Source organism: Sphingomonas suaedae (assembly GCF_007833215.1).
GTDB lineage: Bacteria > Pseudomonadota > Alphaproteobacteria > Sphingomonadales > Sphingomonadaceae > Sphingomonas > Sphingomonas suaedae.
The window spans coordinates 1,360,072-1,380,302 of record NZ_CP042239.1; the positions used below are offsets into that span (position 1 = coordinate 1,360,072).

Annotated in this window: 19 protein-coding genes and 1 tRNA gene; 11 read left to right on the forward strand and 9 right to left on the reverse strand. The window is 66.2% G+C overall.

The window, feature by feature from the left end; translation table 11 throughout:
* Window positions 1-25 precede the first annotated feature (25 nt).
* The 3 genes from FPZ54_RS06490 (at window position 26) to FPZ54_RS06500 (ending at window position 5,439) form a co-directional block, all read left to right on the forward strand.
* Complete coding sequence (locus tag FPZ54_RS06490; protein WP_145845867.1) at window positions 26-3,229, forward strand: type ISP restriction/modification enzyme; 3,204 nt, start codon at window positions 26-28, stop codon at window positions 3,227-3,229.
* Complete coding sequence (locus FPZ54_RS06495) at window positions 3,226-3,528, forward strand: hypothetical protein (RefSeq protein WP_145845869.1); 303 nt, start codon at window positions 3,226-3,228, stop codon at window positions 3,526-3,528. The genes FPZ54_RS06490 and FPZ54_RS06495 overlap by 4 nt, the downstream gene beginning before the upstream one ends.
* A 111-nt stretch (window positions 3,529-3,639) precedes the next feature.
* Window positions 3,640-5,439, forward strand: coding sequence for a hypothetical protein (locus tag FPZ54_RS06500; RefSeq protein WP_145845870.1), 1,800 nt, complete (start codon window positions 3,640-3,642; stop codon window positions 5,437-5,439).
* A gap of 6 nt (window positions 5,440-5,445) precedes the next feature.
* On the opposite strand, the gene FPZ54_RS06505 is transcribed toward FPZ54_RS06500, so the two are convergent.
* Entirely contained in the window at window positions 5,446-5,907 is a 462-nt protein-coding gene (locus tag FPZ54_RS06505; protein WP_145845872.1) for a vgr related protein, read from the reverse strand.
* A gap of 46 nt (window positions 5,908-5,953) precedes the next feature.
* Here FPZ54_RS06505 and FPZ54_RS06510 point away from each other — a divergent pair, with 46 nt between their 5' ends.
* Together FPZ54_RS06510 and FPZ54_RS06515 are read left to right on the forward strand one after the other, a co-directional pair.
* Window positions 5,954-6,496 (forward strand): pseudouridine synthase, encoded by a 543-nt coding sequence (locus tag FPZ54_RS06510; protein WP_145845873.1) that lies wholly within the window; start codon window positions 5,954-5,956, stop codon window positions 6,494-6,496.
* A gap of 67 nt (window positions 6,497-6,563) precedes the next feature.
* Window positions 6,564-6,980: a hypothetical protein gene (locus FPZ54_RS06515; RefSeq protein WP_145845875.1), complete on the forward strand. Its 417-nt coding sequence runs from the start codon at window positions 6,564-6,566 to the stop codon at window positions 6,978-6,980.
* Between the two features lie 16 nt (window positions 6,981-6,996).
* Here the strand turns inward: FPZ54_RS06515 and FPZ54_RS06520 are convergent, their stop codons facing one another.
* Window positions 6,997-7,425 (reverse strand): copper chaperone PCu(A)C, encoded by a 429-nt coding sequence (locus tag FPZ54_RS06520; RefSeq protein WP_145845876.1) that lies wholly within the window; start codon window positions 7,423-7,425, stop codon window positions 6,997-6,999.
* Window positions 7,426-7,600: 175 nt separating this feature from the next.
* Here FPZ54_RS06520 and dnaK point away from each other — a divergent pair, with 175 nt between their 5' ends.
* Window positions 7,601-9,514, forward strand: coding sequence for a molecular chaperone DnaK (gene dnaK / locus FPZ54_RS06525; protein WP_145845877.1), 1,914 nt, complete (start codon window positions 7,601-7,603; stop codon window positions 9,512-9,514).
* A 189-nt stretch (window positions 9,515-9,703) separates the two neighbouring features.
* Window positions 9,704-10,810 (forward strand): molecular chaperone DnaJ, encoded by a 1,107-nt coding sequence (gene dnaJ / locus FPZ54_RS06530; protein WP_145845879.1) that lies wholly within the window; start codon window positions 9,704-9,706, stop codon window positions 10,808-10,810.
* Between the two features lie 214 nt (window positions 10,811-11,024).
* Here dnaJ and FPZ54_RS06535 read toward each other — a convergent pair whose 3' ends face one another.
* On the reverse strand, window positions 11,025-11,768 hold the full coding sequence (locus FPZ54_RS06535; RefSeq protein WP_145845880.1) for a sulfite exporter TauE/SafE family protein: 744 nt from the start codon (window positions 11,766-11,768) through the stop codon (window positions 11,025-11,027).
* 1,092 nt (window positions 11,769-12,860) lie between these two features.
* A complete protein-coding gene (locus tag FPZ54_RS06540) occupies window positions 12,861-13,295 on the reverse strand; it encodes a cupin domain-containing protein (RefSeq protein ID WP_145845881.1) in 435 nt (144 codons plus the stop codon).
* 92 nt (window positions 13,296-13,387) lie between these two features.
* On the opposite strand from FPZ54_RS06540, the gene FPZ54_RS06545 reads away from it, so the two are divergent.
* The 3 genes from FPZ54_RS06545 to FPZ54_RS06555 all read left to right on the forward strand — a co-directional run bounded on the left by FPZ54_RS06545 (window position 13,388) and on the right by FPZ54_RS06555 (window position 15,418).
* Complete coding sequence (locus tag FPZ54_RS06545; protein ID WP_145845883.1) at window positions 13,388-13,714, forward strand: glycine zipper 2TM domain-containing protein; 327 nt, start codon at window positions 13,388-13,390, stop codon at window positions 13,712-13,714.
* A 104-nt stretch (window positions 13,715-13,818) separates the two neighbouring features.
* A complete protein-coding gene (locus FPZ54_RS06550; RefSeq protein ID WP_422396560.1) occupies window positions 13,819-14,202 on the forward strand; it encodes a glycine zipper 2TM domain-containing protein in 384 nt (127 codons plus the stop codon).
* A gap of 49 nt (window positions 14,203-14,251) precedes the next feature.
* Window positions 14,252-15,418, forward strand: a complete 1,167-nt coding sequence (locus FPZ54_RS06555; RefSeq protein WP_145845885.1) for a glycosyltransferase — start codon at window positions 14,252-14,254, stop codon at window positions 15,416-15,418.
* Here the strand turns inward: FPZ54_RS06555 and FPZ54_RS06560 are convergent.
* The 5 genes from FPZ54_RS06560 to yajC form a co-directional block, all read right to left on the reverse strand.
* Window positions 15,415-16,539 carry a DUF3089 domain-containing protein gene (locus tag FPZ54_RS06560; protein ID WP_145845886.1) on the reverse strand — a complete coding sequence of 375 codons (1,125 nt, stop codon included), beginning with the start codon at window positions 16,537-16,539 and terminating at the stop codon, window positions 15,415-15,417. The genes FPZ54_RS06555 and FPZ54_RS06560 overlap by 4 nt on opposite strands.
* Window positions 16,540-16,606: 67 nt before the next feature.
* Window positions 16,607-16,969 carry an MTH938/NDUFAF3 family protein gene (locus tag FPZ54_RS06565; RefSeq protein ID WP_145849614.1) on the reverse strand — a complete coding sequence of 121 codons (363 nt, stop codon included), beginning with the start codon at window positions 16,967-16,969 and terminating at the stop codon, window positions 16,607-16,609.
* Window positions 16,966-17,952, reverse strand: a complete 987-nt coding sequence (gene secF, locus FPZ54_RS06570; RefSeq protein ID WP_145845887.1) for a protein translocase subunit SecF — start codon at window positions 17,950-17,952, stop codon at window positions 16,966-16,968. Before secF ends, FPZ54_RS06565 begins: the two co-directional genes overlap by 4 nt.
* Before the next feature lie 11 nt (window positions 17,953-17,963).
* A complete protein-coding gene (gene secD, locus FPZ54_RS06575) occupies window positions 17,964-19,601 on the reverse strand; it encodes a protein translocase subunit SecD (protein ID WP_145845889.1) in 1,638 nt (545 codons plus the stop codon).
* Between the two features lie 17 nt (window positions 19,602-19,618).
* Window positions 19,619-19,960, reverse strand: a complete 342-nt coding sequence (gene yajC / locus FPZ54_RS06580; RefSeq protein WP_145845890.1) for a preprotein translocase subunit YajC — start codon at window positions 19,958-19,960, stop codon at window positions 19,619-19,621.
* 173 nt (window positions 19,961-20,133) lie between these two features.
* Here yajC and FPZ54_RS06585 point away from each other — a divergent pair.
* Window positions 20,134-20,210: transfer RNA gene (locus tag FPZ54_RS06585), tRNA-Pro, on the forward strand.
* Window positions 20,211-20,231: the final 21 nt, after the last annotated feature.

Consider the following 20,231-nt stretch of genomic DNA (forward strand, 5'->3'; position numbering starts at 1 on the left):
GATTAGCGTAGCAGGAGGGGGAACGATGCCAGTTACACAAGCACTTCAAGCCTTCGCACAGCGGATTCGCGACGTTCGGCGCGCAAATGCCGAGGTGCCGGAGACCGGGCTCGCGCCGGCATTTCAGGCACTGATCGAGACGCTGTTGCCGTTGCTGCCTGCCGCACCCGCGCTGACCGTCGTGCCGGAGTTTCGCAATCCCGGCGTCGGACGTCCTGACATCGCGCTGGTTCGGCCGGGTGCCCCTGCCCGTGCATTCATCGAGCTGAAGGCCCCCGATCAGCCGGGCGACCCCACTCGCTGGAGAGGGCATAACAAGGCACAGTTTCAGCGGTTCGGCGAACTGCCGAGCTGGGGCATCAGCAATTTCAGCGAGTTCCGACTGTTCGAACGGGACGCGGAGGTCGGCTTCGCAATCGTCGTTCCCGCCCGTGCGCTGCGCCCCGATACGGCGGACGCGGAGGCGAACCGGCTGATCGCGAACGAAAATCCCGATGCGTTTCTGAACCTGCTGACCCGAGTCTGCGCAGCCGATGCGCCTGCCGCGCGCGATGCGGAGCATCTGGCGCAGTTGCTGGCCCATTCAGCGCGGCTGGTGCGCGGGATCGTGCAGGACCGGCTGGCCGAACTCCACGCCGAGCAGAACGACCGGGCCGCGCTGATGCAGGTGCGGAAAGAATTTCGGGACGTGCTCTATGCCCACCCGGAGGCGGGCGGTTATTCCGCGAATGATTTCGACACGCTGTTTTCCGCTGCGTTTGCCCAGACGCTGGCGTTCGGATTGCTGCTGGTGCGCGAAGGAACGGACGGGCCGGTCGATCACCGCGCGTGGGAACGGATGCCGGAGGAACATCCGCTGATGCGCACCGCGCTGCGCGTCCTTTCGATGGAAGAAGTGGTTCAGGACGTCGGCATCGGCTTCGATGTCATGCTGGACACGGTGAACAGCTTCGCCGCGGAAATTCTGGCGATCCGGCCCGACGGGCGTGACCCGATCCTGTATTTCTACGAAGACTTTCTGGAGACGTTCGATCCGGCGGCGCGCGAGCGTTATGGCGTCTATTACACCCCGATCGAGGTGGTGCGGTACATGGCCGGGGCGCTCGACCGGGCGCTGCGCGAGAATCTGAACACGCAGGGGTTGCAAGACCCGAATGTCACGATCCTGGACCCGGCGACGGGGACCGGCACCTTCCTGTTGGGCATTGCCGAGCGGGTGCGCAACCAGGTGGAAGCCGCCAACGGGCCGGTCGAGGCGCGGATGGCGCTGCGCGATCTGGCGCGGCGGATGTTTGGGTTCGAGTTGCTGGTCGGCCCGTATGCGGTGGCGCATTACCGGTTGCACCATGCATTGCGGGCGCGGCGCGAGGGCGATGAGGGGGAACCGCTGGAGCTACCGCGGCTGGGCGTTTACCTGACCGATACGCTGGCGCAGCCGGGTGCGGCGGCACCGGCCGGTCCGCTGGGGTTCGTGTCGGACGGCATTGCGGATGAGCGGCACGCCGCCGACGAGGTGAAGGCGCGTGAGCCGATCCTGGCGATCATCGGCAATCCGCCGTACAAGCGGCTGGAGGAAGGCGAGAACGAAACGCTGGTCGGCCGCTGGATGGACGATCTGTGGGACGATTTGAAGCGGCCGGTGCGCGACGCGGGACAGGGCAACCAGCTCAATACCTTCCCCGAATTCTCGGTCGCCTTCTGGCGTTGGGCGATCTGGAAATTGTTCGAGGCCGAGAATGCGCCGCAGCGCGGGGTGATCGCGTTCATCACCAATCGCAAATTCCTGACCGGGTGGCCCTATGCTGGCCTGCGCAAGATGATGCGCGAGAAGTTCGACCGGATCGAGGTGATCGACCTGCGCGGCGATGTGCGCGCCGGGCCACGCGGCGACGTGGCGAGCGATCAGGGCGTATTCAATATCATGGTCGGCACCGCGATCACGCTGGCGATTGCGGATGGCAGCAAGGCCGAAGGCGAACTGGCGGAGGTCCGGTATTTCGATAGTTGGTCGGATGACCTTTTCTCGCGGCGAGCGAAGTTAGTGCGCCTCGCTGTCCATTCGGAAGCGGGGACTTTCGAAGCGGCCGAAGGCGTAGAAAACGATCTTCTGGAATCGTTTCGACCCTTACCGTTTACTGATTTCAACGGCGTGCATCTCAAACAAGTATTTGCCTACACCCGAGGGGGCATTCAAACCAAACGTGACTCATTCATTTATGCTACATCCGCTCATGCGCTCACCGCACAGATTCGCCGGTTTTTAGCTGCTCCTCACGGCGAGGCACGCGCGATGTTTCACGATAGTCGCGATAAGAAGTCTGCCCAAGCCCGGCTCATCCCGTTCAATGAAACGAACATTCGGAGCGTCTCTTATCGGCCCTTGGATCACCGCGTGCTCTACAATCACTCCGCCTATGGCGATTTTCTGAGACCTGAACTTCAGCAAGTTTGGGGGCACAACAACGTCTGCCTTTACTCGCTAAAATCGAATACCGGTGCCGGCCCTGCCGTGTGGTGTCACGGCCTACTGCCTGATTACCACTCCATCAAAGGCAGCAATGGCGGCTACGCCTTCCCGCTCTACGACCGGCGCTCTGGCCCCGATGCCACCAACCTCAACCCGGCACTGATCGAGGGACTTTCGCTCGCCTATGGTCGACCGGTCACTGCACCGGATGTGTTCGACGCGATCCTGTGCCTGTTGTCCGCCACCAGCTACACTCACCGCTTCGCCGAAGACCTGGAGGACACCTTCCCGCATGTCGCCTTTCCGGCGGACCATGAAGTGTTCACCCGCGCAGTGGCGATCGGCTGCGACATTCGCGAGATCGAGACCTTTGCGCGTCTTCCTGAAATCCCGCAGGGGCTGTGCGCCATCGCGAGCGAGCCGACCGGCGCGGTCGCCAGCGGCGTGGCCGCCGGCTATGCCGATGGCGCGATCACGCTGTGCGAGAATGGCAGCGGCAGGATCACCGGCATCCCCGAACCCGTTTGGCGTTTTGCCGTGAGCGGTTATCGCGTGCTGCCGCGCTGGATCGAAGGGCGCGAAGGCGTTGCCGCCGATCTGGCGTTCGTCCGGGAGCTGCGCGATGTGGCGGCACGGATCGCCGCACTTCTCCACAGTTTCGACGCAGCCGACCTTGTGCTGGCCGACACGCTGGCGGATAGTCTGACGCGTGAGGAACTGGGGCTGGACGATGCCGCCCCGGACCAAGATGAGGACGCATGACCGACACGCCCGATCTGTTTGGCCATACGCCCGCCCAGGGAAGCCTGTTCGGCGAGGGCGATGGCAAGATGACGGCATCCGCCCGGGAGCCGCAGATGCCGACCCCGGAACTGGCACGGGCGCGGCTGCATCGCTTTCTGGAAACCGCGCGGGCGGCTGAAACGATGCCGTGGGATGCGCGGCGTGCGCGGGTGGTCCAGATCATCTTTCCGCAGATGGCGCGCTGGCTGCCCGAGGATGAAGCCGATCAGCTTTGCATGGAGTTCATGCGCGAGGTTGAGCGATTGAAGGCCGCCTGACCGCCCCACCCTTTCCGACGCTTTCAGACACACGCTTCTCCCCCGAAAATCATGCAGTTGCCGTTCATACGGAATCCGCGATGATGCGAGCATGATTTCGGGAGAGGGCATGTGAGCGACACGCGGCGGATAATGGGGGCGAGCCTGGCGGCGTTGGGGCTGGCGCTGGTGGGGGGATGTACCGCCGAGGGGCCGAGCGCGGGCTATGGGCCCCCGCCCGTCGATCCGGCGCCGGTCTATGACGCGCGCCCCGCCGCAGCTCCGCCGGTGGCGAGCGGGGCGTATCGGGCGCCCTCCCCCGCCCCTGCTCCCGCTGCCCCCGCTTCCTATGCCGCGCCGGTGCCCGCACAGTCCGGCTGGCAGGCGCAGGCGGCGGATTATTACTGGATCGACACCGCCGATGGGCTGCTGGAGGCGATCGGGGATGCGCCGCCGGACTTCGTGTTCGACTTCGATCGCGACGAAGCCTGGGGATGGTCGACCGAGACCGGCCATCTGGTGCTGGCCGAAGCGCTGGGCGACGGATCGATCCGCTATTTCTATTATGAGCCCGATGCGGACGCGCCGTTCCTGGTGCAGGAGGCGCGGCTGTCCTTCGCCTATGCGCGTCAGCGGCTGGCAGCGGTGTATGACAGTGGCGGCGCGGTGCTATCCCCGGCCGAAGCCGATCTGCACGACGATCTGGCGGGCGACCTCTATGCGCGCGGCGTCGCGATGCGCGAGGCGGCGGACGGCGAGGATCAATGGGATGCGGTCGATGCCGGATGGTGGGCCGGGCAGATCGCGACGGTGGTCGACCTGCGGCTGCGCTGGGAAAGCGGGCGATCGCGGCACCCGGGCTGGCAGCGGTGGCGCAGCGGCGCCGAAGCGGCGCGTTGGCGCAACCGGCTGGGCAATGAGCGGATACGGCGACGGATGGACGGCGACCGGTTCCGCGACTGGCAGCGCGGCGGGTTCCGCGGACCGCCGCCCGCGATCGGGGTGCAGCGGCCGGGCAGGCCTGCGCTGGGTGTGCGCCCGCCGCGCCGCGATGGCGCGGGCGGTCGGCCTGGAGCAGGACGTCCGGGAGCCGGGCGTCCGGGAGCAGAACGGCCCGAGGGTGGACGGCCGGGAGCCGGGCGCCCGGGGGCCGGACGGCCCGAGGGTGGTCGTCCGGGCCCGGGGCGGCCAGATACCGGAAGGCCGGATGGCGATCGACCGGGAACTGGGCAACCCGGTGCCGGAAGGCCCGGTTCCGGACGCCCGCCGGTGACGCGACCGGGCGAAGGTCCTGGCGCGGGAAGGCCCGGGGGCGCACGGCCCGACGCGCCGGTCGGCACTCCGCCCACGCGACCGCGTCCGCCGGTCACGACCCCGACCCCGCCGCCGGTTCAGGCACAGCCGCGCCCCACGCCACGACCCGACCGGCCGGGCGTTCCGGGGGGACCGGGACAGGTCGATCCTGACCGTCGTCCCCCCGGAAACGGACTGATCCGCGAGCGCGAGCCGCAGCGCCCGGTGGTGGTGCGGCCGCGCCCGCCAGTGACCCGGCCGACTCCGCAGCCGCCGATTGCCCAGCCGCAACCGCGTCCCCCTGTCGCGCAGCCGCGCCCTCAACCGCGTCCGCCCGTGGCGCAACCTCAGCCGCCAGTGGCGCAGCCCCAGCCTCAGCCCCAGCCACCTGTGGCGCAGCCTCGGCCCCAGCCGCGCCCTCCAGTAATGCAGCCGCGTCCGGCGCCAAGGCCGCCGGTTGTCCAGCAGCCCCGACCGCCGATCGCACAGCCGCGCCCGCAACCACGGCCCCAACCCCAGGTCCAACCCCCGCCGCGCCCCCAACCGCAGCCTCAGGCGGCGCCCCCGCCCCGTCCAGCCCCCTCTCCGAGCACATCAACGCAACGCCCGGTTCAACGGGAGTTGGAACGCCCCGATTGAAGCCGTTCAACCCGGCGTAAAGGGCAGGATACTGCGATAGTGCGCGATCGGCGGGGCGCCGGGAATGACGGCGCCCCGGCCGAGCAGAAAGATATGGCGGACGATCTCCGCCTGTTGCTCGATCCCGTAGCGGTCGAGGGTCCAGCCGGGCTTCAGCGCATAATCGTAGCGGCAAAAGGGGTGGCGGCGGAGCGGGAGGAAGATGCCCCGCTGATGCTGCCAGATATGGGTCATTTCGTGGATGAAATGCCCTTGCAGGCCGAGATGGGCATCGGCGAAGTCGTCGCGGTAATTGCCGCCAGCGGGGTGGAAATGGATGCAGCCGAGCGGTGCCATCGTCACGCGTTTCGGCTGGAAAAAGATCCATTTGCGGTTGGCGACGCGCGCGCTGGCGTAATCGATCGCATCGCCGAAGACGCTACGCGAAAGGGCGATCTCGCCGGGGGTAAGCGGGCGGCGGTGAGTCATGCGGCAGAGGTGGATGCGTACGCGGCTTGTGTCTAGGGCTGGGTCGATGCTCATTCTGTTCAACAAGCCCTGGGGCGTGCTCTCGCAATTCACCGATGAGGGGAGCGGGCATCCGACGCTGGCCGACTATATCGATGTGCCGGGGGTCTATCCGGCGGGTCGGCTCGATCGCGACAGCGAGGGGCTGTTGCTGCTGACCGATGACGGGCGGTTGCAGGCGCGGATCGCGGACCCGCGGCACAAGGTCGCCAAGACCTATTGGGTGCAGGTCGAGGGCGAACCCGATGCGGCGGCGCTGGAGGCGCTGGCGCGCGGCGTGCGGCTGAAGGACGGGCTGACGCTGCCGGCGGAGGTCGAGCGGATCGACCCGCCCGATCTGTGGCCGCGCGACCCGCCGGTGCGGTTTCGCAAGAGCGTGCCGGATTGCTGGATTTCGCTCACGATCCGGGAGGGCCGCAACCGGCAGGTACGGCGGATGACCGCAGCGGTAGGGCATCCGACGCTGCGGCTGGTGCGCCAAAGGATTTTTGGGCGTGTGGGCGATTGGTCGCTGGACGGGGTGGCGCCGGGGAACTGGCGGGAAACATGATCTGGCGCAGTCCGCGCAAGTTGAATTCCGTTGCTCTTTTCGACAACGCGACGCTATTCTTTCGACCATGCAGTATCGACGCTATGGGTGGACGATCGCCAGAGTCCTGCTCGGCCTCTTCTTCATCCTCTCGACGATCATGATCCTGGTCCAGTTCGGGGGGCAACACCCGCCCGAAACAGTAGCTGCTGCCGCCCGCTTTACCGAGGCGTTGAACGAGTCCGGGTTCATGAACCCGGCATTGATCGTCGTTTTTCTGATCGGTGGCACTGCCATGCTGTTTGACCGATCGGCACCCATCGGGCTGATCCTGCTGGCGCCGCCCGTGCTGGTGATTGCGGGCTTTCACTGGTTTCTGACGCACAGCTATGTCTGGGGCACGATCTGGCCCGTCTGGCTCGCCATTCTCGCATGGCATTATCGTTCGGTATTTTCGCGATTATGGGAACCGCGCATAACCGCCGGGGGCGAACCCAGCGGCTGATCCACGACGCGTTGCCCTATTTCTCCTGCCCGGGCGCGCGGACTTCGGCCTCGAGCTCGATCGTCTGGCCGTTGGCGAAGGCAATGCGGAGCGGGACCTTGGTCCCGGCGCGGACGCTGGGAGAAATGTCGTAGAGCATGACGTGCTTGCCGCCCGGCTGGAACGCCACGGTGGCGCGCGCGGCGATCGGCACATCCTTGATCGGCGCCATCGTCATCATGCCGCCTTCATGCTTCATCTCGTGCAACTCGGTGCGCAGCGCGACGGGGCTGGACACGGCGAGCAGATTGGTCGCGTCCGCACCGCCCTTTACGGTGAAATAGGCAGCGCCCGGACGACCGGATACGGCAGGAAGCCGCACCCACGCATCCTCGACCCCAAGCTGCGCCTGCTCGCATCCGGCGAGCGTCACCGCCGCCGCCATCGCCATCATCGCAGACCGCATCGTCGAACTCCTCCTCCCGATTCGGGAACCTTATGGAAATTCCTAGGGTGGGCATGGGCTTGCGGCAAGGCGCGGCACTCCTATATCGCCCCTTGTGAAGGCCGCGTTGCCGCTTCAGGGGCGCGGTAACGCACTGGATTAACTTGATTTAGCACACGGGGGCCAATGAGGACTCATGGGTAAGGTTATCGGAATCGATCTCGGCACGACCAACAGCTGCGTGGCAGTGATGGAGGGCGGCAAGCCCAAGGTGATCGAGAATGCAGAGGGCGCGCGTACCACGCCGTCCATCGTCGCCTTCGCCAAGGACGGCGAGCGACTGATCGGCCAGCCGGCCAAGCGCCAGGCGGTCACCAACCCCGACAATACCGTCTTTGCGGTCAAGCGCCTGATCGGCCGCCGCTTTGACGATCCCATCACCAAGAAGGACACCGAGCTGGTCCCCTACACGATCGTGAAGGGTGCGAACGGCGACGCATGGGTCAAGGCGGGCGGCGAGGATTATTCGCCGAGCCAGATCAGCGCGTTCATCCTTCAGAAGATGAAGGAAACCGCCGAGAGCTATCTGGGCGAGACGGTAAGCCAGGCGGTCATCACCGTTCCTGCATATTTCAACGACGCACAGCGCCAGGCGACCAAGGACGCGGGCAAGATCGCGGGCCTCGAAGTGCTGCGCATCATCAACGAGCCGACCGCGGCAGCGCTGGCCTATGGCCTCGAGAAGACCGACGGCAAGACGATCGCGGTCTATGACCTTGGCGGCGGCACGTTCGACATCTCGATCCTCGAGATTGGCGACGGCGTGTTCGAGGTGAAGGCGACCAATGGCGACACCTTCCTGGGCGGCGAGGACTTCGACTCCAAGCTGGTCCAGTATTTCGCCGACGAGTTCAAGAAGACCGAGGGCATCGACCTGACCAAGGACAAGCTCGCGCTGCAGCGGCTCAAGGAAGCCGCCGAGAAGGCGAAGATCGAGCTGTCCTCGGCGCAGACGACCGAGGTCAACCTGCCCTTCATCACCGCGGACCAGAATGGTCCGAAGCATCTGGTCAAGACGCTTAGCCGCGCCGAGCTGGAGCGTTTGGTCGACGACCTGATCTCGCGCACGCTGGAGCCGTGCCGCAAGGCGCTGGCCGATGCGGGCGTGAAGGCCGCGCAGATCGACGAAGTGGTGCTGGTCGGCGGCATGACGCGGATGCCCAAGGTGCGCCAGATCGTGAAGGAGTTCTTCGGCAAGGAACCGCATACCGGCGTGAACCCCGATGAGGTGGTGGCGATCGGTGCGGCGATCCAGGCCGGCGTGCTGCAGGGCGACGTCAAGGACGTGCTGCTGCTCGACGTGACCCCGCTGAGCCTCGGCATCGAGACGCTGGGTGGCGTGTTCACCCGCATGATCGACCGCAACACCACGATCCCGACCAAGAAGAGCCAGGTCTATTCGACTGCCGATGACAATCAGCAGGCGGTGACGATCCGGGTGTTCCAGGGCGAGCGCGAAATGGCGGCGGATAACAAGATGCTGGGTCAGTTCGACCTCGTCGGCATCCCCCCTGCCCCGCGCGGCGTGCCGCAGATCGAGGTCGTGTTCGACATCGACGCCAACGGCATCGTCAACGTGTCCGCCAAGGACAAGGGCACGGGCAAGGAGCAGCAGATCCGTATCCAGGCCAGCGGTGGCCTGTCGGACAGCGACATCGACCAGATGGTGCGCGACGCCGAGCAGTTCGCCGAAGAGGACAAGAAGCGCCGTGCGGCGGCCGAGGCGAAGAACAACGCCGAAAGCCTGATCCACACCACCGAACGCCAGCTCGCCGAGAATGGCGACAAGGTCGACGACGCGCTGAAGGGCGAAATCCAGTCGGCGATCGACGCGGCCAAGGCGGCTGTCGAGAGCGGCGACGCGGATGCGATGAACGAGAAGAGCCAGGCGCTTGCCCAGGTCGCGATGAAGCTGGGCCAGGCGATCTATGAGAAGCAGCAGCAGTCCGAAGCCAGCCCGGCCGCGGACGGCGCGGCTGCGGGGAGTGAGGCTGGCGGCGAGGAAGTCGTCGATGCCGAATTCTCCGAGGTGGACGACAACAAGGCGTAATCACACCCCCTCCCTCTCCCCTTCAGGGGAGAGGGCCGGGGAGAGGGGGAGTGGGGCAATGCAGGATTCACCACTGCGATTACTGCCCCTCTCCCAACCAGTTCGGGGTGAACCGTGCCCCGCACGGTTCAGGATCGTCTGGGAGACGATCCGACCCCGAACTCCCCTGAAGGGGAGAGGGCTTTTTGAATGACCACCCAGACTGACTATTATGAACTGCTAGGCTGTTCGCGCGATGCGGATGACGCGACGATCAAGTCGGCGTTTCGCAAGCTCGCGATCCAGTGCCACCCCGACAAACATGGCGGGTGCAAGCAGCAGGAAGCCAAGTTCAAGGCAATCAACGAAGCCTATGACGTCCTGAAGGACCCGCAGAAGCGCGCGGCCTATGACCGGTTCGGCCATGCCGGGCCGCAGGGCATGGGTGGCGGCGGTCAGGGCTTTGACGGCTTTGCCGATATCTTCGAATCCATGTTTGGCGAGTTCATGGGCGGTGGCGGACGGGGCGGCCAGACCCGGCGCGGCGCGGACCTGCGCTATGACATGGAAATCACGCTGGAAGACGCCTTTCACGGCAAGCAGACCGACATCACCATCGACGTGTCTGGCCCGTGCGAGCCATGCGGAGGCACCGGCGCCTCGCCGGGGACGATGGCCAAGAGCTGTGCCACCTGTCGCGGCCATGGCAAGGTGCGCGCGCAGCAGGGCTTTTTCGTGGTCGAGCGGACCTGTCCCTCCTGCCATGGCGCGGGACAGACGATCGCCGATCCGTGCCGCAACTGTCGCGGCGAGGGGCGCGTCGACAAGACGGTGACGCTGGCGGTGAATGTGCCGCCCGGCGTGGACGAAGGCACGCGCATCCGCCTGTCCGGCCAGGGCGAGGCCGGCGCGCGCGGTGCCCCTCCGGGCGACCTCTATATCTTCATCCATATCCGGCCGCATTCGCTGTTCGAACGCGAAGGCACGACGCTGTTCGCGCGCGCGCCGATCAGCTTCACGACGGCTGCGCTGGGCGGCGAGATCGAAATTCCCGGACCTGATGGCGAGGTCCACCGCATCCCCCTCCATCCCGGCACCCAGAGCGGGCGCGAGGTGCGCCATCGCGGCGCGGGTATGCCCGTGCTGCAGGGCCGTGGACGCGGCGACCTGGTCGTGCGGATCGAGGTGGAAATCCCGACCAAACTGACCTGCGAGCAGCGCGAATTGCTCGAACAGTTCCGCGCGCTCGAAACGGGCGAGGAATGCCCGGTGTCGACAGGGTTCTTCGACAAGCTGAAAAAGGCGGTTGGCGGCTGAAGCGCCGTCTCTGCTGATGCTGGCAGCCACCACAACCGGCGTCGCGAGCCCGAACGCTGCGCAGGCCGTAGGCTGGGCTCCGCCTGAGCTGTTCCGGCAAAGGCCCGGGTCCAGTTGCGATGGATCTGGAGCGGCGGATTACACCTCGCGCTCCGTGATACTGGACCCCGGCCTTCGCCGGGGAACAGCGTGTGTCTCTGCCGGCGAACGCAGTTCAATACACCCCGAACAGCTTGGCGCTCGCCACCAGCAGGACGAGGCCGAGCGCGCGCAGGACCCATTTCTGGGGTAATTTGATGCCGAGCGTCGTGCCGATCAGGCCACCCGCGAGCACCGCGACCGCGTAGAGCGGGAGTTCGGGGGGCAGGCTGCCGACCGAGGCGAGATTGCCCGCAAGGCCCGAGGCGGAGTTGGCGAGGATGAACACCGCGACCACGCCCGATGCCGGCTTGGGCGCCGACCAGGCGAGGAACAGCAACAGCGGCGAGAGGAAGATGCCCCCACCTGTGCCGGTCAGGCCCGCAAGGAGGCCGAGGCCCGCACCCGCGAGGATGGCGAGCCAGATCGGAGGATCGTGCCATTCGCGCTCGGCCCTGAGTTCACGCGGCCAGAGCATCCGCGCGGCGGAAAAGAGCAGGACGGCACCCATGATCGGGCGATAGATTTCGGGGGGAACATGGATCGCCCCCCCGACGAACGCCGCGGGGAATCCTCCCGCCAGAAAGGGCCAGAGTGTCCGCCAGCGGAACAGCCCTGCGCGGGCATAACGGATAGAGCCGAGGCCAGCGACGATCAGGTTGAGTACCAGCGCGGTGGGCCGCATCGTCGCGGCGGGCACGCCGAACAACGCCATCAGCGCGATATAGGACGATGCGCCGCCATGCCCGACGCTGGAATAGAGCAATGCGCCGAAGAACATCGCGGCTGCGAGGGCGAGGTGGAGGGAGTCGACGGACATTGAGGACAGGCGGTAGCGACATCGCTCCAGTGGTCCAGCCTCATTTTGTCACCCCGGCCCTGGGCCGGGGTCCACCGGGGGGCAAGCGCGTAGCAGGAGGCTCGAACGCCGGAGGTGAAGCAGGGTGGACCCCGGAACAAATCCGGGGTGACAGTTGTGGGGGAGCGTATCGCCCCCTCTCCGCTTGCGGGGAGGGGGTTGGAGGGGCCTGGAACTTCAGGGCTTTCGCTTGTGGCAGAGTCCCCCTCTCCCCGGCCCTCTCCCCTGAAGGCGAGAGGGAGACGGAGGGTGTGCCTCTGCGCCGCCCTGAAACCAAAAGGGGGCCGACGTTTCCGTCAGCCCCCCGGTGTCGCCACCCGCTCGCTTGCCCATCCGGGAGACGGGCGCGCTGCGGCGGCGGCAGGCACGGTTCCGCTAACCGGCAAGGGATGCGGAGCCATGCGTTCCAGCGTCCGGCGTGCGGCCGCTGGCCGGTCACCGGGACGGGCGCGGCTCCGGAGAGCCGCCAACCCGCCTCGATGTCCTTGCGATCCTTCGCGCCTTGCGGCGTTCCGGTATCGCGGTCCGGTCATCACTGCGGCACGATCCCCAAGGGGTCGTTTCGCTCGATGGCCTCGCGCCGATCCTGTCGCCCCGAAGGGTTGACGGTGTTCGTCGCGGCTGTGGTTGCATCTTCCGAACATGCCCGAGGGCGATGCTCCTCCGCTGCAACCCGCTCCACCCGGTCCGAAGACGGGTTTTGCGTCCAAGGCTTCCGGTCCGAACCGCTGCCCGAAGGCATCGGCCCCTGCCCTTCCGCCCGTCATCCCCGGCGCTAGACCGGAGGATGCCGTCGGACGCCTGTCCGTTTCGTCGCCGCCAAACCGATGCGAACATCGAAATCGCGGTTTCCCGGGGTGGCGTCCCCGTCCCGTCCTGCGCGGTTTCCCGAAGGCACCATCGCAGGGGAGTCCGTGACAAGCAGTTGATTTCGCTTTGGTTTCCCGCTGCTTCCTCATCTGCCTGCCTGACGATGCTGTCACGACTTGCGAGTCGGACGAAGCGCTGAATGCACGTTACCATCTGTGGATAACGTGGATCGCGGGAGTGGTTTCAGCTTTCGGGCGGGGACCAGTCGGGCGGGGCCAGTTCGAACCCGGCAAAGTCGAAGCCGGGGACGACGATACAGCTGACCAATGCCCAGCCGCGATGCGCGTCCGCAGCCTGCCAGCGAGTCGCGGGAACGCGCGCCTGGGGCATGTAGCCAGCGGCGACGTCGCCGCCAAGCGGGATCGTGACTGGATTGGCGTCCGCCGCATCGCCAATCTTCAAATCGAGCGGCGCGCCGGCGTGCCACAGCCATAGTTCGTCGGCATCGACGCGGTGCCAGTGCGACTGCTGGCCCTGTTCGAGCAGGAACAGGATCGCGGTGCCGGGGGACCGCCCGCCTGCGACCAATGGCGGCGCGCGCCAGGTTTCCTTGTACCAGCCACCCTCCGGGTGCGGGGCGAGACCGAGCGTGGCGATGAGCGTTCGTGCTTCCTGCATCCAAGATGAACTGCACGAAATGTTCCGTTCATGAAACCCACGCCAGAAGCGCCGCGTTGGGGCGGGGTGTTCAGGAAGATGGAGTATGTACGATGCGTAACCTGATGCTGGCGCTTGGCGCCGCTTCGCTGGCCGTTCCCGCGACGGTGATGGTCCCCAATATGTCGAATGAGGCACAGGCGCAGAGCAAGAAGAAGCGCTACAGCTATCGTGAGTGGAAGGGCCGCGACGGACGCCGCTATTGCCGCAAGTCCGACGGAACGACCGGCCTGGTGGTCGGTGGCGTTGCCGGCGCCTTGGTCGGCCGGACGATCGACACCCGGGGCGACCGGACCGTGGGTACGCTGCTCGGCGCCGCAGCTGGCGCGGTCGCGGGGCGCGAGATCGAGCGCAGCGGGAGCAAGAAGCGCTGCCGCTAACATCGAGATAAAATCCAGAAAATTGGCGGGGCGCGGGATATTTCCGCGCCCCGTTTCGTTCGTGGAACATGTGTGGGGGGCGTCAATGGTTAGGGAGATGCCCAATGATTAATCCGATGAAGACGGGAGCGATCGCGCTCAGCGCCGCCGCGATGGCGATGACTGGCGCGTGCACTGGCTATGGCGCCGACCGTCCCGGCTATGCCAGCGGAGGCGATTACTGGGATGCGCCGCGCTATTATCGCGACGGCAATTATCAGGAGCGACGCCTGGGTCGCGGCGATCGCGTCTATGTCGGCCGCGACGGCCGCTATTACTGCAAACGCAGCGATGGCACCGCGGGTCTGATCATCGGCGGCCTGGCGGGCGGCGTGCTGGGCAACATCATCGCTCCGGGCGGATCGAAGACGCTCGGCACGGTCATCGGTGCCGCAGGCGGCGCGGTGGTCGGGTCGCAGGTCGACAAGGGCGAAGTGCGCTGCCGCTGATCCGCGTCGCGCAAAGCTAAGTTAACGCGAAAGGTGTAGTGCGCGGGCAATGCTTCGCGTGCTCACCCTTTCGTCGCTGTACCCGGACGCTTCGCGGCCCAATTTCGGGGTGTTCGTGGAGCGCCAGACATTGGGACTGGCGGCGCATCCCGATGTCGAGCTGAAACTGGTGGCGCCGATCGGCGTGCCCCCCTGGCCGCTGTCGCGCATGGGCCATTATGCCGCCCTGTCCGCCCTCCCCGCCCATGAGGTCTGGAAGGGCGTCGAAACGTGGCGACCGCGCTTTCCAAATCTCCCCGGAACCGGCGGGCGTTTTCATGCGCGGATGCTGACGCTACGCCTCAAGCCCTTGCTGCGCAGGATCCGCCGCGATTTCGCGTTCGATGTGATCGATGCGAGCTTTTTCTTTCCCGACGGCGTCGCGGCAGTCGCGTTGAGCCGTGCGTTCGGCGTGCCGGTGTCGATCAAGGCACGGGGCGCGGACATTCATCATTGGGGCCACAGCAGCGCGACGGGCGGACAGGTGATCGCGGCGGGCGTGGCGGCCGACGGACTGCTCGCCGTGTCGGACTCGATGCGCACCGATATGGTGGCACTGGGAATGGATGCGGCGAAGATCCGCGTCCACCGCACCGGCGTCGACCTCGACCGCTTTGCCCCGCGCGACCGGGCGGCGGCGAAGGCGGCGCTGGGCATCGCCGGCCCGCTGGTCGCCAGCGTCGGCGCGCTGATCCCGCGCAAGGGGCATGAGATCGTGATCGAGGCGATGGCAGCTCTGCCCGGAGTCCGGCTGATGATCGCGGGCGAAGGCCCTGAACGGCCGAGGCTGGCGGCGCAGATCGCGCGGCTGGGGTTGAGCGACCGGGTGACGTTGATCGGAAGTGTGGCGCATGACACGCTGCCCGATCTGCTGACTGCTTCGGATGTGATGGCGCTCGCCTCCTCGTCCGAAGGGCTAGCCAACGCCTGGGTCGAGGCGCTGGCGAGCGGGACGCCGGTGGTGATCCCCGATGCGGGCGGCGCGCGCGAACTGGTGACGGCGCCCGACCATGGCCGGATCGTCGCGCGGACTGCGGCGGCCTTTGCGGAAGCGATCGGCGGGCTCATTGCGGAACCGCCGTCGTCCGACGCGGTACGCACGGGCGCCGCGGGGTTCACCTGGGAGGCGAACAGCGCGGCGCTTTACGATCACCTGGTGGGGCTGGTGCGCGGTTAGCGCTTTTTCTCCCACGCCGCCGCCTGGGTTTTGGCGAGGTCGACCAGGTCGCCTAGCGCGAGGTTCATGTCGATAAGGTGCAGGCCCCAGTCGTCGAGCCTCTGGGGTCCGACCATCACATCGCCCGGGATGTCATCGGCGCGCGCATCGGCAGGGTCGGGCTTCAGCGTGATTTCGAAATAGCTCGCCCCGCCCCTCTCCACGCAGGCGCCGGTCACCATGCCGGGCAGCTTGACGAAGGGCGTGGTCACGGTCGCGCCGCCCTTGCTCCATTCGACCGGCGGCGCGGTGCCGAGCAGCGAACCGGTCGGCAGATAGGCGTCGAGCGTCGCGCTGCCCCCGCCGAGCGCGGCGGGATTGGTGCAGGCGACCTGCATCCCCGGCGCAGTCGTGCGGGCGAACCGTGTCTTCGCCGGCGGCGGGACGGTCGAGCGGAAGCTGACATAGGTGACGACACACCCCGTTTCGGTCCCGCTGGCGCAGGTCGGGATTGATTTGAGCGTACCGGTGCGCTGCCCCGCCGTGACATCGAGGTTGAAGCCGATCGGCATGATCGAGATGATCTGCTTCATCCGATCGGGCTTGCCGTCGAACTCCCGCTGAAGCAGTTCGGAAATCATCCGTGCGCCCTGGCTATGGCCGATCAGGACGACGCCGCGCCCCTTGTTGTCGTGCTTCATATAGTCGTCGAACGCGGCCTTGACGTCGGCATAGCCGAGCGCAGGATTTGCCGAGAGCGGCTTGCCCGCCATCATGTCGCGCAACGCTTTCAGCGTCACCTGCCGGTACATCGGCGCGAAGACTCGACACACTTCGCGGAAGCGCGCCGCCTGGATCATCGCGACGCGGCGTTCGGCATCGTCGATGACGAGATCGCTGTTGCCCGTATCGTCGGTCGACACGGTGGGATAGACATAGAAGCAATCGAATTTCGGGTTTGCCGCCGCCTTGAACGGCTCGACGGTGCGGGTGCCGTCTGGCGCTACCACCGTGGCATCGAGATTGACGGTGCAGGCATCTTGGCGTCCGGGACGGCACAGCCAGTTGGCGGTATCGCGATAGTCGGCGGTCGCGGGTGCGGCGGCCTGGGCGGCGGCGAGTGCGATTGCGGCAGTCAGCATGATCCTCTCCCTCTGTTCTTACAGAGGTCATGCCGCACTTCGAGCCATATTGGAAGATCGGGTATGCTCAGTCCAGGGGGTAGAGCGCGGCGGCGATCCAGCGCAGTTCGGCGCGCAGCACGCCCCAGGCGCGCGCGGCGGCGCGACTGTCCATCACCTCGATCCCGAAGGGCAATGCCGCTTCCAGTGCGGGCGACGGGCGCCGCAACCGGCTGCCGGTGCCGAGCAGGACGAATTCGGGCAGCGGGTCCATCGCCAGCAGGAGGGCGAAGGCCTCGGGCGTCAGGGCATCGACCGGCGGGGGCGCCCAGCCTTCCGCGCGCGCAGGGGTGAGCAGCAGCCCGTCATAGACGCCCTCATCGACGCGGAAGCCCCGGCCGCTGAAGCCCGAGACAACCGGCCCTTCGACCCGGGTCTTGTCGACCCTCAGGGCATGTCCTTGAAGCTGACCTGGCCGGTCGCCTTGGCCTGTTCCTTGGCCTCGGCCGCCTTTTCCTCTTCGGACTTGAAGCTGCCCGGACCGACCTTGAACTGGATCAGGATGCCGTTGCCGACGAACATCGACGACCAGGTGCCGATGGCGATGCCGAGCAGCATCGCAAGCGAGAAGCCGAAGATCACGTCGGGCCCCAGGATCACCAGCGCGGCGAGTGCGGTGATGAGCGTCAGCGAGGTCATCACGGTACGCGCCAGCGTCTCGTTGATCGAGAGGTTGAGCAGCGGGATGATCTCCATCTTGCGATATTTTCGCAAATTCTCGCGCACGCGGTCGAAGATCACGATCTTGTCGTTGAGCGAATAGCCGATGATCGTCAGCAACGCCGCCACGGTGTTGAGGTTGAACTCGAGCTGGGTCGCAGCGAAGAAGCCGAGCGTCACGATCATGTCCTGCGCGAGCGCGAGCAGGGCGCCGACGCCGAACTGCCATTCGAAGCGGAACCAAATATAGATGGCGACCGCGAGCATCGCGAAGCCGAGCGCCATCGCGCCCTTCTGGAACAATTCGCCCGATACCTTGCCCGACACCGCCTCGACCGAGGCGATATGCGCGCCGGGATAGTTGGTCTCTACCATCGCCCGCACCTGCGCGACGGCGCGTGCGGTGGCCTCGGGATCATCGCCCGGCACCGGCATACGGATCGCGACTTCGCGCGCGGAGCCGAATTGCTGAACGGTCGATTCGCCATAGCCGAGCGAATCCACCCGCATCCGCAGCGAATCGATATCGACCTGTTGCGAGAAGGTGACGCGGATATTCTGGCCGCCGACGAAATCGATGCCGAAATTGAGGCCGCGCATGACCAGCAGGGTAATCGACACGACGACCATCGCGACGGTGATGGCGGTGGCGATATGGCGCCAGCGCATCCAGTCGATGTTCACATTGTCGGGAACGAGCTTCAAGGGACGCATGTCGATAATCCTCAGATCACCAGCTCTTTGGGCCGGGTCTTGAGCCAGTTCGAAACCATCAGGCGGGTGAAGGTGACCGCGGTGAAGACCGAGGTGACGATGCCGATGGTCAGCACGACGGCGAAGCCGCGCACCGGCCCCGCGCCGAAGATGAACATGATGAAGGCGGCGATGACATTGGTGACGTTCGCGTCGAAAATGGCGCGGCTCGCCTCCTTGTAGCCGAACTCGATCGCCGCGTTGTTGGCGCGGCCGCGGTGCAATTCCTCACGAATGCGCTCGTTGATGAGCACGTTCGCGTCCACCGCCGCGCCGATCGTCAGCACGAAGCCGGCGATGCCGGGTAGCGTCAGCGTTGCGTTGAACAGCGCCATGATGCCGATGATCATGATGACGTTCACGACCAGCGCGATATTGGCGTAGATGCCGAAGCGGAAATAGGCGAGCAGCATCAGCACGACGATCGCGGCGGTGCCGACGATGCCCGCGATGATCCCCTTTTCGATCGATTCGGCGCCCAGTTCGGGGCTGATCGTCGATTCCTCGACCACGTTGAGCTGAACCGGCATCTTGCCCGAGCGCAGCGCGATGGCGAGCTGGTTCGCGCTTTCGACCGTAAAGCCGCCGGAAATCTGGCCGCGACCGCCGAGGATCGGTTCGTTGATGTTCGGCGCGGAGATCACCGATCCGTCGACGATGATCGCGAACGGCTTGCCGGTATTCTGCTGCGTCGTCTGCGCGAAGCGGCGGCCGCCCTGTGCATCGAAGGTGAAGCCGACCACGACTTCCTGATTCTGGTTATATTCCTGCTGCGCGTTGATCAGCTGGTCGCCGCTGACGATCGTCTGGCGCTTGAGCGCGATCTGCGGCTGATGCCCTTCCTGGGTCGGATAGGCGATATAGGGGATGCCGGGGGGGGCATCGGGATAGGGCATGATCTCGCTGCCGATCGGCGCGACGCCACGCGCAATGTCGGCCGGATTGGCGGTGATATCGACCAGCTTGAATTCGAGCCGCGCGGTCTTGCCGAGCAACGCCTTGAGCGCTTCGGGGTCCTGAAGCCCCGGCACCTGGACAACAATGCGATCCGCGCCCTGGCGAACGATGGTCGGTTCGAGCGTGCCGAGCGCGTTGATGCGGCGATCCACCACCTCACGCGCGTCGTTCATCGCCTGATCGATCGCCTGGGCGATCCCCGCCTGGGTCGGGGTGACGATGAAGCGGGTCGAATCCCGCACCTCGATCGTCCATTCGCGCTGGCCGGTCATCCCGACGCCGCTGCCCGCCAGCGTCAGCAGCCGCTCACGCGCCGCATCCACCTGGCTCGCGTCGCGCACCATGAAGGTGATGCGATTGTCGCGCAGCGAAATGTCGCCGATGTCGATGCGCGGATCCTGGCGCCGGAACTCCGTCTCGATCTCGTCACGCTTGGCGGCGAGCCGCACGCGCGAGAAATCGAACATGTCCGCTTCGAGCAGGATGTAGCTGCCGCCCGCAAGGTCGAGGCCGAGATTGACCGTCGGCTGGGGCACCCAGCCCGGCCAGTTGGCCCGCACGCTCTGCGGCATGAAGCTGGGCACGGCGCACAAGGTGAAGACGAGGATGGTCAGCCAGACCGACCATATCTTCCACTTCGGAAAATCGAGCATCTGCGTGCGGATCCCGGTCAGTCGTTCGCGGGCTTGCCGCCGAGCGGCTGGACCTCGACGATCGTCGCCTTGACCACCTTGACCTTCACGGTCGGCGCGATCTCGACATTGGCGTAGACGTCGTCGACTGAGACGACCTTGCCGACCAGCCCGCCGGCGGTGACCACGGTATCGTTCTTCTTCATCGCCCCGATCGACGCCTGAAGCGTCTTCATCCGCTTTTGCTGCGGGCGAATCATCAGGAAGTAGAAGGCGACGAAGATCAGGACGAGCGGCGCGATCGAAAGGAACGATCCGGCGGCGCTGCCGGCTCCTGCCGCGCTGCCTGCGGCCTGTGCAAATGCTGGGGTGATGATCATGGGTTTCCCGGGCCTGGACTAGTGGGCCTGAATGGTGGGGAGCGAGGCCCCCCGGTTCAAGCCGCGGGCGCTACCATGAGTGTTGCGGCCGCGCAACTGTCGCGACCCCGCACCACCATATCCGATCCCCCTTGCATCGCGCGGCGCCCGCGCCTAGAGGGCCTGCCTTCGGTCGGGGCGTAGCGCAGCCTGGTAGCGCATCACACTGGGGGTGTGGGGGTCGCAGGTTCGAATCCTGTCGCCCCGACCAATTTTTCATTTATTTATAGCC

Excerpts from the sequence above, each read along its gene's own strand:
- FPZ54_RS06490 (WP_145845867.1), top strand. The coding sequence starts at position 26 with ATGCCAGTTACACAAGCACTTCAAGCCTTCGCACAGCGGATTCGCGAC.
- FPZ54_RS06495 (WP_145845869.1), top strand. The coding sequence starts at position 3,226 with ATGACCGACACGCCCGATCTGTTTGGCCATACGCCCGCCCAGGGAAGC.
- FPZ54_RS06505 (WP_145845872.1), bottom strand. The coding sequence starts at position 5,907 with ATGACTCACCGCCGCCCGCTTACCCCCGGCGAGATCGCCCTTTCGCGT.
- FPZ54_RS06510 (WP_145845873.1), top strand. The coding sequence starts at position 5,954 with ATGCTCATTCTGTTCAACAAGCCCTGGGGCGTGCTCTCGCAATTCACC.
- FPZ54_RS06515 (WP_145845875.1), top strand. The coding sequence starts at position 6,564 with ATGCAGTATCGACGCTATGGGTGGACGATCGCCAGAGTCCTGCTCGGC.
- FPZ54_RS06520 (WP_145845876.1), bottom strand. The coding sequence starts at position 7,425 with ATGCGGTCTGCGATGATGGCGATGGCGGCGGCGGTGACGCTCGCCGGA.
- dnaK (WP_145845877.1), top strand. The coding sequence starts at position 7,601 with ATGGGTAAGGTTATCGGAATCGATCTCGGCACGACCAACAGCTGCGTG.
- dnaJ (WP_145845879.1), top strand. The coding sequence starts at position 9,704 with ATGACCACCCAGACTGACTATTATGAACTGCTAGGCTGTTCGCGCGAT.
- FPZ54_RS06535 (WP_145845880.1), bottom strand. The coding sequence starts at position 11,768 with ATGTCCGTCGACTCCCTCCACCTCGCCCTCGCAGCCGCGATGTTCTTC.
- FPZ54_RS06540 (WP_145845881.1), bottom strand. The coding sequence starts at position 13,295 with ATGCAGGAAGCACGAACGCTCATCGCCACGCTCGGTCTCGCCCCGCAC.
- FPZ54_RS06545 (WP_145845883.1), top strand. The coding sequence starts at position 13,388 with ATGCGTAACCTGATGCTGGCGCTTGGCGCCGCTTCGCTGGCCGTTCCC.
- FPZ54_RS06550 (WP_422396560.1), top strand. The coding sequence starts at position 13,819 with ATGATTAATCCGATGAAGACGGGAGCGATCGCGCTCAGCGCCGCCGCG.
- FPZ54_RS06555 (WP_145845885.1), top strand. The coding sequence starts at position 14,252 with ATGCTTCGCGTGCTCACCCTTTCGTCGCTGTACCCGGACGCTTCGCGG.
- FPZ54_RS06560 (WP_145845886.1), bottom strand. The coding sequence starts at position 16,539 with ATGCTGACTGCCGCAATCGCACTCGCCGCCGCCCAGGCCGCCGCACCC.
- secF (WP_145845887.1), bottom strand. The coding sequence starts at position 17,952 with ATGCGTCCCTTGAAGCTCGTTCCCGACAATGTGAACATCGACTGGATG.
- secD (WP_145845889.1), bottom strand. The coding sequence starts at position 19,601 with ATGCTCGATTTTCCGAAGTGGAAGATATGGTCGGTCTGGCTGACCATC.
- yajC (WP_145845890.1), bottom strand. The coding sequence starts at position 19,960 with ATGATCATCACCCCAGCATTTGCACAGGCCGCAGGCAGCGCGGCAGGA.